The organism is Ralstonia sp. OTU4908, assembly GCF_038440115.1.
Taxonomy (GTDB): Bacteria; Pseudomonadota; Gammaproteobacteria; order Burkholderiales; family Burkholderiaceae; genus Ralstonia; species Ralstonia pickettii.
This window is the reverse complement of sequence record NZ_JASATD010000116.1, coordinates 1-308: the sequence shown is the minus strand read 5'-3', so window position 1 is coordinate 308 and position 308 is coordinate 1. Positions and strand designations below refer to the sequence as shown.

Genomic DNA, 308 nt, shown 5'->3' with positions numbered 1-308 from the left:
CTCGTGCGTTACCTCGACGACCCGACGGTGCCCATCGACAACAACCACGTCGAGCGACAGATCCGGCCGGTTGCCCTGGGTCGCTCCAATTGGTTGTTTGCAGGCTCACTGCGCGCCGGTCAACGCGCGGCTGCCGTCATGAGCCTGATCCAATCGGCCAAGCTCAACGGGCACGATCCCTACGCCTATCTGAAAGACGTCCTCACGCGACTGCCGACCCACAAGGCGGCCGACATCGCCGAACTGCTCCCGCATCGCTGGACGCCCAGCGCCACCTAGCTGGCAAGACGGGTTCACCGGGTGCTTAC

General features: G+C 64.6%; 1 protein-coding gene. It reads left to right on the top strand.

Annotated elements, in window-relative coordinates; translation table 11 throughout:
• Positions 1–279 (top strand): transposase domain-containing protein (locus AAHM38_RS25570; protein ID WP_277195847.1); only part of this gene is annotated, 279 nt, incomplete at its 5' end.
• Between the last annotated feature and the right edge of the window lie 29 nt (positions 280–308).